Below are 15,704 nucleotides of genomic sequence, written 5' to 3' on the forward strand. Positions count from 1 at the left end.
TTATGAATTATCAGAAAGAACTGGACAAGACACTTGAAAAACTGACGAAGGAGGAGAGAGTTCCAAAACTTCTTCTGCACAGCTGTTGTGCACCATGCAGCAGCTATGTGCTGGAATATCTGAGCCAGTATTTTGAGATCACGGTTTTTTATTATAATCCGAATATTTATCCGGAGAGCGAATATACAAAAAGAATCTGGGAGCAGCAGAAGCTTATTGATGAGCTGCCTGCGAAGCATCCGATATCCTTTATGGCAGGTCCTTATGATAAGGAACGCTTTTATGAGATGGCAAGTGGTCTGGAGCATGTAAAAGAAGGAGGCGCACGTTGCATGAAGTGCTATGAGCTGCGCTTAAGGGAAGCGGCAAAGATCGCTAAAAATGCCGGGTTTGATTATTTTACAACGACACTCAGTATCAGCCCGCTTAAGAAAGCGGAGCGTTTAAATGAGATTGGACAGCGGTTGGGTGAAGAATACGAGGTGGAATATCTGTTATCTGATTTTAAGAAGAAAAATGGATACAAACGTTCCATCGAATTATCGAAAATATATGGACTATATCGACAAGATTATTGTGGATGTGAATTTTCCATGGAAAACCGTGACAAAATGTGATAAAATTATTTACAATATTTTTGTGAAAGGAAGTAGAGCTGATGGCACAATTATGGGGCGGGCGTTTCACCAAAGAAACAGACCAGCTTGTATATAACTTTAACGCATCGATTTCTTTTGATAAGAGATTCTATGCGCAGGATATGAAGGGCAGCATGGCACATGTCAGAATGCTGGCAAAACAGGGAATCCTGACCGAAGAAGAGAGAGACCAGATCCTTGATGGACTGAATGGAATTTTAAAAGATGTAGAAGAAGGAAGGCTTGAGATCACCTCTGAGTATGAAGATATTCACAGCTTCGTAGAGGCGGTACTGATCGACCGGATCGGTGATGCAGGAAAGAAGATGCATACCGGACGCAGCCGTAACGATCAGGTCGCATTAGATATGAAACTTTACACGAGAGATGAGATCAAAGAGCTTAATCATTTGGTGAAAGAGATGATGGAAGTACTTCTTGAGATCATGGAAGCACACCTTGACACTTATATGCCGGGCTTTACGCATTTACAGAAAGCACAGCCGATCACACTGGCACATCATATGGGCGCATATTTTGAGATGTTTAAGAGAGATCATGAGCGACTTATCGATATTGCGAAGAGAATGAATACCTGCCCGCTTGGTTCAGGAGCACTTGCAGGTACTACATACCCGCTGGATCGTGAGTATACAGCAGAACTGCTTGGCTTTGACGGACCGACACTTAATAGTATGGACGGTGTTTCCGACAGAGATTATCTGATCGAACTGTTATCTGCATTGTCTACGATCATGATGCATTTATCCAGATTTTCAGAGGAAGTGATCATCTGGAATACCAATGAATATAAGTTTGTGGAGATTGATGATGCATACAGCACCGGAAGCAGTATTATGCCGCAGAAGAAGAATCCGGATATTGCAGAACTTGTAAGAGGTAAGACTGGAAGAGTGTATGGAGCACTTAATTCGTTCCTTACAACGATGAAGGGAATCCCGCTTGCATATAATAAGGACATGCAGGAAGACAAGGAATGGGTATTTGATGCAATCGATACAACAAAGGGCTGTCTTGCTTTATTTACAGGAATGTTAAAGACCATGCAGTTCAATAAAGAGCGCATGGCAGAGAGTGCAAGACATGGGTTTACCAATGCGACGGATGCGGCAGATTATCTGGTAAATCACGGAGTTCCGTTCAGAGATGCACACGGTATTGTCGGAAGACTGGTACTTCTGTGTATCGAGAAGAAGATCGCACTGGATGATCTTCCGTTAGATGAGTACAAGGAGATCTGCCCGGTATTTGAAGAAGATATTTATGAAGCTATCAGCTTAAAGACTTGTGTAAATAAGCGTCTGACGATCGGTGCGCCGGGACACGATGCGATGGCACAGGTAATAAAGATCTGTCAGGATTATCTGTCAGCATATGAAGATGGTGTAAGTGAATAGAGAGAATTAAAGAAGGAGAGAAAAGATGGAACAGAAGTTAAAAGTAGGAATCTTAGGAGCAACAGGTATGGTAGGACAGCGCTTTATTTCTCTGCTGGAAAATCACCCTTGGTTTGAAGTAGTAAAAGTGGCAGCAAGCCCGAGATCTGCAGGAAAGACATACGAAGAGGCAGTTGGCGGACGCTGGAAGATGGACACACCGATGCCGGAAGCAGTGAAGAAACTGGTTGTTGCCAATGTTAATGAAGTGGAGAAAGTAGCTGCTGATGTAGATTTTGTATTTAGCGCTGTAGATATGACAAAAGACGAGATCCGTGCGATCGAGGAAGCATATGCGAAGACAGAGACACCGGTTGTTTCCAACAACAGTGCACATCGCTGGACAAAGGACGTACCGATGGTAGTACCGGAGATCAATGCAGCTCATTTTGAACTGATCAACGACCAGAAGAAACGTCTTGGGACAACAAGAGGATTCATCGCAGTAAAACCAAACTGTTCTATCCAGAGTTATACACCTTGCCTTGCAGCATGGAAAGAATTCGGACCGAAGGAAGTTGTTGCAACAACATACCAGGCAATTTCCGGAGCAGGTAAGACATTCAAAGACTGGCCGGAGATGGTGGAGAACATTATCCCTTATATCGGCGGAGAAGAAGAGAAGAGTGAGCAGGAGCCGCTTCGTGTTCTCGGAACATATGAGAATGGACAGATCACACTTGCCGAGTCACCGAAGATTACATGCCAGTGCTTACGTGTACCGGTTCTTAACGGACATACAGCAGCAGTGTTTATCAATTTTGAGAAGAAGCCTACAAAGGAACAGCTTATCGAGAAGCTTGTAAACTTCAAAGGATTCCCACAGGAAGCAGAACTTCCGAGTGCTCCGAAGCAGTTCATCCAGTATCTGGAAGAGGACAACCGTCCGCAGGTAAAAATGGACGTAGATTACGAGAATGGAATGGGCGTATCCATCGGGCGTCTCAGAGAAGACAGCATGTTTGATTATAAGTTTGTTGGTCTGTCTCACAACACAGTCAGAGGAGCAGCAGGTGGAGCTGTGCTCTGCGCAGAAGCACTTACAGCCAAGGGATACATTCAGGCGAAATAATGATACCAGAGTGCGTTAGCACGTAGTAATCCGTTGGTATCATGATATATAATACCAGATCAAAAGGAAGGCGAGCCGGGACACAATCGGGCTTACGCCTTCCTTTCTTGTCCGTCCGAGCAGAATGTGGTATGATAGAAAACATACGAAAGTAGGATGTAATCTTGTGGGAGCATGCAGAATACAGAAATAATCACGCACAGACAGGAAGGGATGAGAGGACATGAAAAAAGAAATTTTGAATTATACACAGAACCGGGAGCTTTCCTGGCTGGAATTTAATAAACGGGTACTGGAAGAAGCAAGAGATATTACCGTTCCGCTTCTGGAGCGAATGAAATTCGTAGCGATTTTCACAAGCAATCTGGATGAATTTTTCATGATCCGGGTCGGAAGTCTGTTTGACATGGCACATACAGATGCGCAGGCAACGGACAGCCGGTCCGGCATGACACCGATGGAACAGCTTGAGAAGATTTACGCTGCGGTGGCACCGCTTTACAAAGAGCGTGATAAGACCTATGCTGACATCAAGAGTCAGTTGAGTCCTTACGGTGTGTGCGGGCTGGATTTTAAAGAGTTAGACCAGCAGGAAAGAAAATATGTGAAGAAATATTTCAAAGAACAGGTTCTTCCGGTATTGTCTCCGCAGATTGTGGATGCGAATCATCCGTTCCCACATCTTCTGAATAAAGAAATCTATGTAACGGCAAGTCTTACACAGAAAGACAAAAAAAATAAAGTGCATATGGGTATCGTTCCGGTTCCGCAGTTTATTTCCGATATTTTATATTTACCAGGCAAGGATATCCGTTATATCCGCATGGAAAAAGTGATTATGGAATATCTGGATCTTGTCTTTACCCGGTATGACATTTCCGATGCAAACTACATCTGCGTGACAAGAAATGCAGACGTTGCGCCGGATGATGAGGCACTGGAAGTAACGGACGATTTCCGCAAACTTATGAAGAGCACCCTGCATAAGAGAAGAAAAATGGCAGTGGTACGCCTGGAAGTAGCTGAGAAATTAAGCGAAGATATGCAGGCATTTTTCTGCGAGAAATTCCAGATCACTCCGGATCAGATTTTCCGGACAAAGATGCCGATGAAGCTGTCATATATTTTTGCAATTAGCGGAAAATTGCCGGAGCCATTGAAGAAAGCGTTGATCTATCCGCCGTTTTCACCACAGCCGTCTGCGGCAGTAGAAGATGGCAGTATCATGCGTCAGATCCGGAAGAAAGACCTGTTATTATTCTATCCATATGAAAGTATGCAGCCGTTCCTGAATCTCATCAAAGAAGCATCGACAGATCCGAATGTGCTGACGATCAAGATTACGATCTACCGTCTGGCAAGTAAGGCGAGACTGGTAGAATATTTGTGTGCTGCAGCAGAGAATGGCAAAGAAGTTACCGTTCTCATTGAGTTGAGGGCAAGATTTGACGAGCAGAATAATATTGACTGGTCTGAGCGTCTCGAAGAAGCCGGATGCCGTGTAATCTATGGATTTGAAAATTACAAAGTCCATTCCAAAATCTGCCTGATCACTTACCGGAACCGTGGAGATATCCAGTATATTACCCAGGTAGGAACCGGTAATTATAACGAGAAGACAGCAACAATGTACACCGATCTGTCTCTGATAACAGCAGATCCGGCTATTGGAAAAGATGCGTCTGCATTTTTCAATAATATGGCGACGGGTAATCTGGATGGTCATTATACGTATCTGATCGTCTCACCGGCCAGTCTGAAGCAGAAAATTCTTGTAATGATGGATGAGGAGATTAAAAAAGGCGTAAAAGGACGCATCGTGATGAAGATGAATTCCGTCACAGATGTTGATTTTATTAAGAAAGTATCTAAGGCTTCCTGTGCCGGTGTAAAAGTAGATCTCCTCGTGCGCGGTATCTGCTGTATTCTTCCGGGTGTACCGGGATATACAGAAAATGTGCGCGTGATGAGCGTTGTCGGACGCTTTCTGGAACATCCGCGCATTTTCAGCTTTGGAACCGGAAAAGAACAGAAGATCTATATCGGTTCGGCAGATATGATGACGAGAAACACAGAAAAACGTGTGGAAGTTGCGTGTCCGGTGTTGGATGAAGAGATTAAGAAAATTATTAATCATGATTTGAAAGTGATGTTAAGTGATAATATCAAAGCGCGTATTTTACAGAAAGATGGCACTTACAGAAAGAGAGAACTGACAGAACCATATATTGATTCACAGGCAGTTTTCATGGACGAGATGATCCGGGCGGCAGAGAAAACAAAAGAACGACCGAAGAAGAAAAAAGGTCTTTTATCAAAGATAAAAAATATATTTCACTAGGAGTTAGATAAGATATATGGGGAAATCATTATATATCGCGGAGAAACCAAGTGTGGCGCAGGAATTTGCCAAAGCACTGAATATTTTTGCAAAGAGAAAAGACGGATATCTGGAATCGGAAGAAGCCGTTGTAACGTGGTGCGTTGGGCATCTCGTTACAATGAGTTATCCCGAAGAGTATGATCCGTCACTGAAAAGGTGGAGCCTTGAGACTCTGCCTTTTATTCCGCAGGAATTCAAATACGAAGTAATCCCGGGTGTTGCAAAACAGTACCGGATTGTGGCAGGGTTACTAAACAGAGCGGATGTGGATACAATCTATGTCTGTACCGACTCCGGGCGAGAAGGAGAATATATTTACCGCCTGGTGGAGCAGCAGGCACAGGTGACCGGCAAGAAAAGGCTTCGTGTGTGGATTGATTCGCAGACAGAGGAAGAGATATTAAGAGGGATCAGAGAAGCAAAAGACCTCTCCGAGTATGATAATCTGTCGGCGTCCGCTTATCTTCGCGCGAAGGAAGACTATCTGATGGGAATTAATTTTTCCAGACTGCTGACACTGAAATACGGGAACAGTATTTCCAGTTACCTGAATACAAAATATTCCGTGATATCGGTAGGACGTGTCATGACGTGCGTCCTCGGAATGGTCGTGCGCAGAGAGCGGGAAATCCGTGAGTTTGTGGAGACGCCATTTTACCGTGTGCTCAGTGCGATCGGGGAGAGCGGACAGACATTCGAGGGAGAATGGCGCGCCGTGAAGGGCTCCCGCTATTTTGAATCCTTTGATCTTTATAAGGAAAATGGTTTCAAAGAAAAAGACAAAGCAGAGGCGCTCATTCAGTATTTTAAAGAAAATAATGAACCACTGACCTGTCAGATCACTTCCATTGAGAAGAAAAAGGAAAAGAAGAATCCGCCGCTTCTCTATAACCTGGCGGAGCTCCAGAATGAATGTTCCAAAAGATTCAAGATCAGCCCGGATGAGACACTCAGGATCGTGCAGGAATTATACGAGAAGAAGTTGGTTACATATCCGAGAACGGATGCCCGTGTCCTCTCAACAGCAGTGGCAAAAGAGATCCACAAGAACTTAAACGGGCTGATGAAATATGACGTTGCCGTTCCATATCTGAAAGAAATCGTATCCTTCGGTTCCCATAAAGGACTGGAGAAGACAAGGTATGTAAATGACAAACAGATCACAGATCACTATGCAATAATTCCGACCGGACAGGGTATGGGGGCGTTGAATGGTTTATCCCATCTGTCCAAACAGGTGTATGAAGTGATCGTGCGACGTTTCTTGAGTATTTTCTATCCACCGGCTGTATACCAGAAAGTTGCGATTGTGACGAAAATCAAGGAAGAGTCCTTTTTCTCCAGTTTCAAAGTACTGGCAGAAGAAGGGTATCTGAAAGTCGCAGGCAATCCGGCGAAGAAAAAAGCAAAGACAAATAACGCTGACAGTCCGGATGACGGACAAAACGATGGACAGATGGAGGCGGATGTAAACTTTTTTGAGAAGATCAAGACGTTAAAAAAGGGTATGTCTCTCCCGGTACAAGCGTTAGACATCAAAGAGGGAAAGACATCACCGCCGAAGCGTTACAATTCCGGTTCACTGATTCTTGCAATGGAAAATGCGGGGCAGTTGATCGAAGATGAGGAACTGCGTGCACAGATTAAAGGAAGCGGAATCGGAACAAGTGCAACAAGGGGAGAGATTTTAAAAAAATTATTTAACATCAAATATTTATCTCTTAATAAAAAGACGCAGATCGTAACTCCGTCCATGCTCGGAGAGATGGTATATGACGTTGTGCAGAATTCCATCCGTTCACTCCTTAACCCGGAACTGACCGCAAGCTGGGAAAAAGGACTCAACTATGTTGCGGAAGGTGACATCACTTCCGAAGAATATATGCAGAAGCTGGATCATTTTATCGTCAGTCGCACCGAGGGTGTGCGCGGACTCAGAAATCAGAGCCAGCTCAGAAACTGCTATGATAAGATCGCGCAGTTTTATAAGAAGACGAATAAAGGTAAATGATTTGCCAGCTACTTAAGAACGTGGTATGCTGATACAAAAGAGAGATTACTGTAAAGGAGAAAAGAAACAAATGAAAGAAATAACAGTGAAGGAGTTATACACACTGGATGAGACAATCGCAAAAAATCTTTTTGAAGGTGTGACATATCCATGGGAAGTGCTGCCGAAGATCAGTGCTTTCATTCTGGAACTGGGAAAAACATTACCGGAAGAGGAATATGACAAAGTAGGAGAGGATGTATGGATCGCCAAATCAGCGAATGTATTTCCATCTGCTTATGTACACGGACCTGCGATCATCGGAAAGAACGCAGAAGTCAGACACTGTGCATTTATTCGTGGAAATGCGATTGTAGGTGAAGGCGCGGTTGTCGGAAACTCTACAGAGCTTAAAAACGTTATCCTGTTCAATAAAGTACAGGTACCGCATTACAATTATGTCGGTGATTCGATTCTTGGCTACAAGTCCCACATGGGAGCCGGTTCTATTACATCCAATGTAAAATCAGACAAGAAACTGGTTGTTGTGAAGACACCGAAAGAAAATATCGAGACCGGAATCAAGAAATTCGGCGCTATGGTCGGAGACGAAGTAGAAGTCGGATGTGGATCCATCCTGAATCCGGGAAGTGTGATCGGAAGCCACACCAATATTTACCCGCTTTCCAGCGTGCGCGGTTATGTGCCGGCAAACAGCATTTACAAAAAGCAGGGTGAAGTGGTTGAGAAATACGAAGATTAATGATAGGGAGGACCAGATATGGACGACAGATATGTATCATTTGAAATTGCGAAAACAAAACACATTGCACTGGTAGCACACGACGGAAAGAAAAAAGAAATTGTAGATTGGTGTGACAGAAATAAAGACATTCTGAAAAATCATTTCTTATGCGGAACAGGAACAACAGCCAGACTGATCGCAGAGAAGACCGGGCTTCCGGTGAAAGCTTACAACAGTGGTCCGTTAGGCGGAGACCAGCAGATCGGTGCCAAGATCGTAGAAGGACAGATTGACTTCATGGTATTCCTCTGGGATCCGTTAGAGGCACAGCCGCACGATCCGGATGTAAAGGCATTGCTTAGAATTGCCGTTGTTTATGACATCCCGGTTGCAAATAACCTTGCAACAGCAGATTTCATGTTGCAGTCCAAATATATGTCTGAAAGCTACAACCGTACGGTTGAGAACTTCAACAAGACGATTCAGGACCGCGTGAATCAGATGAAGTAATGATATGAGCATGAAAGTGGGATTTTAAGACCACGATATGCGAATAGAGAGAGGGATTGTGAGAGTGCGAAGCATGGAACAATCTACAGGTATTATAATTATAGTGTAAAGATTATATAGAATAAAAAACAGCCATCATGCAGGAAAACATTGTTATAAAAACAATATTACATGCAAGGTGGTTGTTTTTTACTGCCATAGTATCTGAGAAATCTGCCAGTATCAGGTTTTACAGGTATTGATAAGGTGAAAGAGAGAAAATTTATTGACAAGTACACAGTTGCTGTGATATCCTATGAAAAGAAATTAAAACTTTAATGCTTTAAAGCGTTACGCTTTAAAGTGACAAGCGAAACGGAGTTAGTAAAAAAAGGTGAAAGATAGGAATTGAGAAGCTAACCTCTGCTTAAAAAGGAACGAGAGAAACAAAAGTAAAAGAAAGATGAGGGTTTATTATGGGAATCAAGATTGTACTTCTTGTATTATTCTTCGCTGTGATGGTGGCGGTAGGTGTATACTCAAGAAAGCATGCAACCAGTGTTGACGGATTTGTTCTTGGAGGAAGGTCAGTAGGACCGTGGCTGACTGCTTTCGCATATGGAACATCCTACTTCTCGGCAGTTGTATTTGTCGGCTATGCAGGACAGTTCGGATGGAAATACGGACTTGCAAGTACATGGATCGGACTTGGCAATGCGATTATCGGAAGTCTGCTGGCATGGGTTGTATTGGGAAGACGAACCAAAGTTATGACGCAGCATCTGAATGTCAAGACAATGCCGGATTTCTTCGGAGAGAGATATGGAAGTAAGGCACTGAAAATTACTGCATCAGCAATCGTATTTATTTTCCTTGTACCGTATACAGCGTCCGTATACAACGGATTATCCAGACTGTTCGGAATGGCATTTAACATTCCATATACATACTGCGTTCTCGGAATGGCAGCATTTACAGCAGTGTATGTTATCCTCGGAGGCTATATGGCGACAGCGATTAACGATTTCATCCAGGGAATCATCATGTTAGGCGGAATTATCGGAGTTATCGGAGCTGTTCTTAGCGGACAGGGAGGGTTTATCCAGGCCATTCGCAAGATGGCAGAGATTCCAAGTGATGTACCTGTGACGATGGGACAGCCGGGTGCATTTACATCCTTTTTCGGACCGGATCCGCTGAACCTGTTAGGCGTTGTAATCCTGACATCCCTCGGAACATGGGGACTGCCGCAGATGATCGGTAAATTCTACGCGATCAAAGACGAGAAAGCAATCAATACAGGAACTGTGATATCTACATTATTTGCAGTTGTGATCTCCGGAGGATGTTATTTCCTCGGAGGATTCGGACGATTATTTGACAATGCATCTATTTACGATGAGACAGGAAATGTCGTCTTTGACAGTATCATTCCGTATATGCTGTCTACGTTACCGGACATCCTGATCGGAATTGTGATCGTACTTGTCTTATCCGCATCCATGTCCACGCTGGCATCACTCGTACTGACATCCAGTTCTACACTGACACTGGATTTCTTAAAAGACAATGTTATGAAAAATATGAGCGAGAAGAAGCAGGTGCGGACGATGCAGGTACTGATCGTATTCTTCATCGTGCTTTCCGTAGCGATCGCATTAGATCCACCGACCTTTATCGCACAGCTTATGGGAATTTCCTGGGGCGCACTTGCCGGAGCATTTCTGGCACCGTTCTTATATGGATTGTATTGGAAACGAGTTTCCAAAGCGGCTGTATGGGCAAGCTTCGCAGCAGGTGTCGGTATTACCGTATCGAACATGTTTATCGGCTACATTGCTTCACCAATCAATGCAGGAGCGATCGCGATGATCGCAGGACTTATCATTGTGCCGATAGTGAGCGCATTATCACCGAAACCGGATACCGGAAAGGTGGATCAGATTTTTGAATGTTACGATGAAAAAGTCGTGATAACGAAAAAACGCTCTTTGGAGGCAAAATAAGACACAATCTAATACAATAAATTAAAAAACATCAAGGGAAGTGATTAAATTTACCACTTCCCTTTTTAATGTAGCTGTGTTAGTATAAGTGAGTGTTAAAAATAAACAACTAAATTGATGATTATTATTCAATGAGTTTTGTATAGAAGGAGAGGTAATACACATGAAAAATTATGAAAAATATCAGCGGTCTTATTTTATGCCGCCGGAGGTCACATACGATTGGGCAAAGAAAGATCACATTGAAAAACCACCGATCTGGTGCAGCGTTGACTTACGTGACGGTAACCAGGCACTGATCGAGCCAATGAGTCTGGAAGAGAAGTTAGAGTTCTTTCAGATGCTTGTAGATATCGGATTCAAAGAGATTGAGGTCGGATTCCCGGCAGCATCTGAGACAGAGTACCAGTTCATGCGCACATTGATCGAGAGAAATATGATTCCGGATGATGTTACTGTACAGGTACTGACACAGGCAAGAGAACATATTATCAAGAGAACATTTGAAGCAGTTAAAGGTGCTCCACATGCAGTTGTACATCTTTATAATTCTACATCTGTTGCACAGAGAGAACAGGTATTTAAGAAAAGCAAAGAAGAAATTAAGAAGATTGCAGTAGATGGTGCAGAGTTATTGTTAAAACTGGCAAATGAGACAGATGGTAACTTCACATTCCAGTATAGCCCGGAGAGTTTCCATGGAACAGAAGTAGATTATGCAGTAGAAGTTTGTAATGCAGTATTGGATGTATGGAAACCTACAGCTGACAACAAAGCGATCATCAATATTCCGACAACCGTAGAGAATGCGATGCCACATACATTTGCATGTCAGTTAGAGTATGTAAATAAACATTTGAAATACAGAGATGATGTTATTCTTTGCTTACATCCACATAACGACCGTGGATGCGGTGTTGCAACAGCAGAGCTTGGAATGTTGGCAGGAGCAGACAGAATCGAGGGAACTTTATTTGGAAATGGAGAGCGTACCGGTAACGTAGATATTGTAACTATGGGTATGAACATGTACTCACAGGGTGTGGATCCGGGACTGGATTTCTCTAATATGAAAGAGATCCGCGAGACATACGAGAGACTGACAAGAATGCACGTTTACGAGCGTCAGCCATATGCCGGAGATCTTGTATTTACAGCATTTTCAGGATCTCACCAGGATGCGATCGCCAAAGGAATGCAGTGCAGAGAAGAGAGCAAGAGCAATCTGTGGACAGTTCCGTATCTGCCGATCGATCCGAGGGATGTCGGAAGAGAGTACGATTCCGATGTTATCCGTATCAACAGCCAGTCCGGTAAGGGTGGAGTCAACTACATCCTGAAACAGAGCCACGGCATCAACCTGCCACAGCAGATGCGTGCAGAGGTCGGATACCTTGTAAAAGACGTATCCGACAAGGCGCACAAAGAGTTGAGTCCGGAATGGGTATATCAGATCTTCTCTGATAACTACATTAATACAAAACCAGTATTCCATGTAGACGAGTGCCATTTCAAACAGACGGATGGAATTACTGCAGAAGTAACGATCAATCACCAGAATGAGAACCGCACGATCACAGCAATGGGTAACGGACGTCTGGACGCTGTCAGCAACGCACTGAAACAGTATTTCAACGTTAGCTATGAACTGAGCTTCTATGAAGAACATTCTCTGACAAAGGGATCTTCTTCCAAAGCTGTTGCTTATGTCGGAATCCTCTGCAACGGCAAGCCATTCTGGGGCGTTGGTATCGATGCAGATATCATCAAAGCATCTATCGAAGCGCTGACAGTTGCAGTCAACAAGCTGGAAGATATTGGGAGCGCCGATACATGCAAAGATGCAAGAATGATCGAGATTATGAATTATATTCAGGCAAATTATATTGATGTGACACTGGATGATCTGGCAGAGAAATTCTACCTGTCCAAGCCATATATTTCCAAATATATTAAGGAAAAATCCGGCATGACTTTTGGCGAACTGGTAAAGAAAATCCGCATGAAAAAAGCAAAAGCATTACTCAAGAGCAGCAATATGACCGTTGAAAATATTGCACTCACAGTCGGCTATCAGAATGTGGAGCATTTCAATCGTATGTTCAAGAAAGCTTACAACATGACACCGATTCAGTTCCGCAATCAGAAATAATTAAGAAGAGAATAAAATGAGAAAATAAGATGAAGCACCGCTTTCAGTTGTTCCGTAAAAGGACATGGGAGAGGTGCTTTTTAATTGCCATAGTATCCGGAGGAAGCTTCCAGTGGCAGATTCCGTAAGTAAAACTTCCAAATGCAACAAAACTTTGCTATACTTACAGTAATGATAAGCTTTAATCAAAGAAAGATAATAATATAAACAGCACGACAGCAGGGCGATTTCTGAATACATGAAACAGAATTTCCCTGCTGTTTTTAAAAACTTTGAAATTATATGTCACAAAGTGGAGCTGTGGATTGTTACTATATATGTAAGATAAATTATCCGGACGTGGTTGGATGAAAGAAAAGGGGTGGTAATGTTTGGAACTGAAGCTAGTTTATAAAAGGGATCTCTACAAAATCAGGTAAAAGTGAAACAAAAAATTACAGCAGTATAATTTGACGGGATATTCACTTTCATATACAAAAAAAGATGATTTCGATAGTGTTGAGAATATTTTGCGTAGAATAACTGCACATTTTGAGAACGGCTATATTATAAGCAAGTAAAGGGGGAAAACAAATGATAGATATATTATATTCATACCCAACATGGGTAGTAATTATATCCACATACATTATAGTAGATTTATTATATCTATTTATATTTAGCAAGTATCTAAAGAAGACGAACGGAATAATTGCTAATAAAAAAATATTTTGGACAAAATGTGTAATCACTAATATAGGATCAGCGTTTTTACTTCCTATATTAATGACTTCAGTGGACATTTTTGGCTATGTTGATATTTTGAATGATAAACTAATGAATCTTTGGTATATAAATATAGAATATCCAATTGAAAGCTACTACATATATTTTAAAGCTGTTACATTTGTATGGGTTCTTATAGGATTTGTAATTACTATATTTGTTATTTACCGGATTGCCAGACGCTGGATATTTAATAAACTAAATATAGAAAAAATGTTGATTAAAAAATATGCATTAACATTTGCTATTGTAACTGCACCGTGGATGCTGTTGTGTCCTGAATTTGTAACCAAAGTGCATAATGCTTGGTGTGATTTATTTAATTTGGATGGAGTAAATCTTATGTATTGGCTTATGGATTTGTCTATATAAGCAATAAGACAGCAGGGTGATTTCTGAATATATGGAACAGAATATCCCTGCTGTTTCTAAAAACTTTGAAATTATATGTCACAAAATGGAGTTGTGGATTGTTACTATATATGTAAGGAAATTATCCGGTATGCGATAATATTCTATTACGAGAGGCGGTGTCTTATGAATTATGGAGGAATGATAGTATTTATTATATGTGTGCTGTATATTATCTTAAGCACATTTGGAATGGCACATTATGGAAAGAGAAGCGGAAAAGGAAATTGGAAAATCTGGACGGTCTTTCTTGTAACCAATATTATTGCAGTTAATTTAATTATAAAAAGCATGTCTGGCTCTACGATGACACAAATCAGTGAAAAAGCAGTTTCAGGAGAACTAGGTATAGAAGTAGATATTCTGGAAAATGAAGGTACGGAGTTAGCGGCATTTGATGGAAAGAATCATTATTATCGTGAAGGTAAAAAGATATTTTCTCTGGAAGATAAGAAACACATTGTGACTGTGCCAAATGAGTGCCGTAATTTTTCCGTGTCTGAAAAATATGTATACTGCGCAGTAGCCGACGGAGTACTGCAATATGACAAAGCGGGAAAACTTCTTCAGAAAAGGAAAATCAGTCAGGGTATATCGGAGATATGGCTTTATACAGGACAGAAGAATCTGTATTGCTATGTGAAAGATTTAAAAGGAATACGGTATGTGTATAGTTTTGATCTGGACGATGTGGCAAGACCGGGCAAAATGTCTTCGGAAATTTTAGATCAGACAACAGACTATTCGGCAGATGGAAATAAGATGTTAGAAGAATACCGGGCAGTGGAATTACCGGATTTATGGCTTATTGTTGACCGGTCGGACAGCAAAGTACAATGGATGGACAAAGAGAAAGCGTTGAAAATAACTGGTAAAATCGCTGAAGTTGCATTTGTAGACAAACATGAAAAACGGCTTGTATTAACAGAGAATATGGTAGTTAATTATGATGGCAAAGATTTATATGTCCGTGATGATTTGCTGAAAATATCCGGAGAAAACAAATGGAAAGATTATGCAAATTGTATTACGGACAAGTACAGCATCGTGTCGGCGGATGTAAAGAAAAATACTGCCCTTGTGAGATTTATATCTTATGGAGATGATGGACGTGGCGTGAACCGAACAGGTTCTTTAGCAGAATTTGAAGGCAGTGGATTTGCACGGATTGATTTATCAACGGGAAGAATTCTACATAAGGTAATCAAAGACAAAGAACAGGTGCTTGCAGCATCAGATAACTATTATTCGACATTTTGCAAAGGAACTGTAAAACGTTATCAGGTGAAAGATGATAAATGTATCAAAGAAAGCAAAGTGAACGGCTATAAGCGGAATGAAGAATATACGGTACAGACTTGTGGAAATATTGTCTTTGTGTTTGTGCGGCAGCAAAATGGAGATATGAAGCTGTTAGATGCGATAGAGATTTGATTTACAGAACTGTACGATAGTTAAAGAGAAACAGCAGGGCAATTTCTGAATATATGAAACAGAATTTCCCTGCTGTTTCGAAAAACTTTAATATTATATGTCACGAAATGGAGTTGTGGATTGTTACTATATATGTAAGAAAATTATCTGAGAAAGAGGTGA

Annotated in this window: 11 protein-coding genes; all 11 read left to right on the forward strand. The window is 41.8% G+C overall.

Annotation, left to right across the window (positions count from 1 at the left end; all coding sequences use genetic code 11):
- Positions 1-2 precede the first annotated feature (2 nt).
- The gene (locus tag DWY31_RS01000; protein WP_117537256.1) at positions 3-617 is read left to right on the forward strand and encodes an epoxyqueuosine reductase QueH; all 615 of its coding nucleotides are present in this window, start codon (positions 3-5) and stop codon (positions 615-617) included.
- A 41-nt stretch (positions 618-658) separates the two neighbouring features.
- Positions 659-2,056 (forward strand): argininosuccinate lyase, encoded by a 1,398-nt coding sequence (argH, locus tag DWY31_RS01005; RefSeq protein ID WP_021861158.1) that lies wholly within the window; start codon positions 659-661, stop codon positions 2,054-2,056.
- Between the two features lie 25 nt (positions 2,057-2,081).
- Positions 2,082-3,167 (forward strand): aspartate-semialdehyde dehydrogenase, encoded by a 1,086-nt coding sequence (gene asd, locus DWY31_RS01010; protein WP_021861157.1) that lies wholly within the window; start codon positions 2,082-2,084, stop codon positions 3,165-3,167.
- A gap of 223 nt (positions 3,168-3,390) precedes the next feature.
- Complete coding sequence (ppk1, locus tag DWY31_RS01015; protein WP_118519304.1) at positions 3,391-5,508, forward strand: polyphosphate kinase 1; 2,118 nt, start codon at positions 3,391-3,393, stop codon at positions 5,506-5,508.
- Between the two features lie 16 nt (positions 5,509-5,524).
- Positions 5,525-7,561 (forward strand): DNA topoisomerase, encoded by a 2,037-nt coding sequence (locus DWY31_RS01020; RefSeq protein WP_118519305.1) that lies wholly within the window; start codon positions 5,525-5,527, stop codon positions 7,559-7,561.
- Positions 7,562-7,631: 70 nt separating this feature from the next.
- The gene (locus tag DWY31_RS01025) at positions 7,632-8,303 is read left to right on the forward strand and encodes a hypothetical protein (RefSeq protein ID WP_021861154.1); all 672 of its coding nucleotides are present in this window, start codon (positions 7,632-7,634) and stop codon (positions 8,301-8,303) included.
- Between the two features lie 18 nt (positions 8,304-8,321).
- Positions 8,322-8,795 (forward strand): methylglyoxal synthase, encoded by a 474-nt coding sequence (locus tag DWY31_RS01030; protein ID WP_021861153.1) that lies wholly within the window; start codon positions 8,322-8,324, stop codon positions 8,793-8,795.
- Positions 8,796-9,250: 455 nt separating this feature from the next.
- Complete coding sequence (locus tag DWY31_RS01035; protein ID WP_118519306.1) at positions 9,251-10,780, forward strand: sodium:solute symporter family protein; 1,530 nt, start codon at positions 9,251-9,253, stop codon at positions 10,778-10,780.
- A 163-nt stretch (positions 10,781-10,943) separates the two neighbouring features.
- A complete protein-coding gene (locus DWY31_RS01040; RefSeq protein WP_021861151.1) occupies positions 10,944-12,932 on the forward strand; it encodes a 2-isopropylmalate synthase in 1,989 nt (662 codons plus the stop codon).
- A 573-nt stretch (positions 12,933-13,505) separates the two neighbouring features.
- Positions 13,506-14,069 carry a hypothetical protein gene (locus tag DWY31_RS01045; protein WP_118519307.1) on the forward strand — a complete coding sequence of 188 codons (564 nt, stop codon included), beginning with the start codon at positions 13,506-13,508 and terminating at the stop codon, positions 14,067-14,069.
- Positions 14,070-14,234: 165 nt separating this feature from the next.
- Positions 14,235-15,542, forward strand: a complete 1,308-nt coding sequence (locus tag DWY31_RS01050; protein ID WP_118519308.1) for a hypothetical protein — start codon at positions 14,235-14,237, stop codon at positions 15,540-15,542.
- Positions 15,543-15,704 lie beyond the last annotated feature (162 nt).

The organism is Dorea sp. AF24-7LB (genome assembly GCF_003478575.1).
In the GTDB taxonomy this organism is placed as follows: Bacteria; Bacillota; Clostridia; order Lachnospirales; family Lachnospiraceae; genus Dorea_D; species Dorea_D hominis.

Excerpts from the sequence above, each read along its gene's own strand:
- DWY31_RS01000 (WP_117537256.1), top strand. The coding sequence starts at position 3 with ATGAATTATCAGAAAGAACTGGACAAGACACTTGAAAAACTGACGAAG.
- argH (WP_021861158.1), top strand. The coding sequence starts at position 659 with ATGGCACAATTATGGGGCGGGCGTTTCACCAAAGAAACAGACCAGCTT.
- asd (WP_021861157.1), top strand. The coding sequence starts at position 2,082 with ATGGAACAGAAGTTAAAAGTAGGAATCTTAGGAGCAACAGGTATGGTA.
- ppk1 (WP_118519304.1), top strand. The coding sequence starts at position 3,391 with ATGAAAAAAGAAATTTTGAATTATACACAGAACCGGGAGCTTTCCTGG.
- DWY31_RS01020 (WP_118519305.1), top strand. The coding sequence starts at position 5,525 with ATGGGGAAATCATTATATATCGCGGAGAAACCAAGTGTGGCGCAGGAA.
- DWY31_RS01025 (WP_021861154.1), top strand. The coding sequence starts at position 7,632 with ATGAAAGAAATAACAGTGAAGGAGTTATACACACTGGATGAGACAATC.
- DWY31_RS01030 (WP_021861153.1), top strand. The coding sequence starts at position 8,322 with ATGGACGACAGATATGTATCATTTGAAATTGCGAAAACAAAACACATT.
- DWY31_RS01035 (WP_118519306.1), top strand. The coding sequence starts at position 9,251 with ATGGGAATCAAGATTGTACTTCTTGTATTATTCTTCGCTGTGATGGTG.
- DWY31_RS01040 (WP_021861151.1), top strand. The coding sequence starts at position 10,944 with ATGAAAAATTATGAAAAATATCAGCGGTCTTATTTTATGCCGCCGGAG.
- DWY31_RS01045 (WP_118519307.1), top strand. The coding sequence starts at position 13,506 with ATGATAGATATATTATATTCATACCCAACATGGGTAGTAATTATATCC.
- DWY31_RS01050 (WP_118519308.1), top strand. The coding sequence starts at position 14,235 with ATGAATTATGGAGGAATGATAGTATTTATTATATGTGTGCTGTATATT.